This window comes from Phytobacter sp. V69 (genome assembly GCF_965644215.1).
Taxonomy (GTDB): Bacteria; Pseudomonadota; Gammaproteobacteria; order Enterobacterales; family Enterobacteriaceae; genus Phytobacter.
The window spans coordinates 1-1,246 of record NZ_CBFFRL010000433.1 but is presented as its reverse complement, the minus strand read 5'-3'; the positions used below and the strand labels follow the sequence as shown (position 1 = coordinate 1,246).

1 protein-coding gene is annotated in these 1,246 nt (G+C 55.2%); it reads left to right on the top strand.

Annotated features, from left to right (window positions below):
* The first annotated feature begins 72 nt into the window (after positions 1 to 72).
* Positions 73 to 1,238, top strand: a protein-coding gene (locus ACSZPU_RS25780) for an IS3 family transposase (protein ID WP_499004457.1) whose coding sequence is annotated in 2 segments (ribosomal slippage) — positions 73 to 328 and positions 328 to 1,238 — 1,167 coding nt in all. Because the reading frame shifts where the segments join, the coding sequence is not laid out codon by codon here.
* Positions 1,239 to 1,246 lie beyond the last annotated feature (8 nt).

Sequence of the window (1,246 nt, the reverse complement as noted above, 5' to 3'; positions counted from 1 at the left end):
TGTAGTGGCACACTGAATTTGGCCACCTGAGTAGAGGTGATATGCTCACCTCAACATCTTACAGGTGAACCAATGAGCAAAGCATTTACTGCTGAATTTAAAGTCGAAGCGGCAAAACTGGTCCTGGATCAGAACTACACTCACGGCGGAGCGGCTAAGGCGATGAACGTCAGCCTCTCCGCTATCAACCGCTGGGTAAAATCGTTACGTTTGGAGCGCCAGGGGAAAACGCCCCCGGGGCTGCCTCTGACGCCTGAGCAGACTGAACTCAGGGAAATGAGAAAACGAATACAACGCCTTGAAATGGAGAATGAAATCCTAAAAAAGGCTACCGCGCTCTTGATGTCGGACTCCCTGAACAGTTCACGATAATAGACAGTCAGAGGGCGCACTACCCGGTAGCGCTATTGTGCCGGCTGTTCGGTGTTCACCGAAGCAGTTATCGCTACATTCGTAAAAATAGCAGGGGTCCTCACGCTGAGCGTGTCGTCAAACGGAGTCTCGTCAGTGAAGTCTGGAACGCCAGTGGTGGCTCTGCTGGCGCGAGAAGTATCGCCACGATGGTCAGCGCTAAGGGTGTCAGACTCGGGCGATGGCTGGCCGGTAAGCTGATGAAAGAGCTGGATATCGCCAGTTGCCAGGTACCGGCGCATAAATACAAACGCGGCGGGAACGAACACGTTGAAATACCTAACCATCTCGACCGGCAGTTCGCGGTTACCGCGCCGGACCAGGTCTGGTGCGGCGATGTGACCTATATCTGGACGGGAAAATGCTGGGCTTATCTGGCAGTAGTGCTGGATCTGTTCGCCCGCAAACCTGTGGGCTGGGCGATGTCGACGTCGCCGGACTCGGCCCTCACGGTCAAAGCGTTGCAGATGGCCTGGGAGCTTCGGGGTAAGCCAACAGGCATGATGTTCCACAGTGACCAGGGCAGCCACTATACCAGCCGCCAGTACCGACAGGCTCTGTGGCGCTGTCGGATAAAGCAGAGTATGAGTCGACGGGGTAACTGCTGGGATAATGCCCCGATGGAGCGGTTCTTCCGGAGCCTGAAGACCGAATGGGTGCCGACGAAGGGCTATAACAGCTTCAACGAGGCTCAGAGCGCGATAATCCGCTACATCACGGGCTATTACAGTGCCATCCGGCCCCACTGGTATAACGGTGGCTTAACGCCAAATGAATCAGAGCGGCTGTTCCACGAACAGTCAGGTCGTGTGGCCAAAATTAGTTGACCACTACA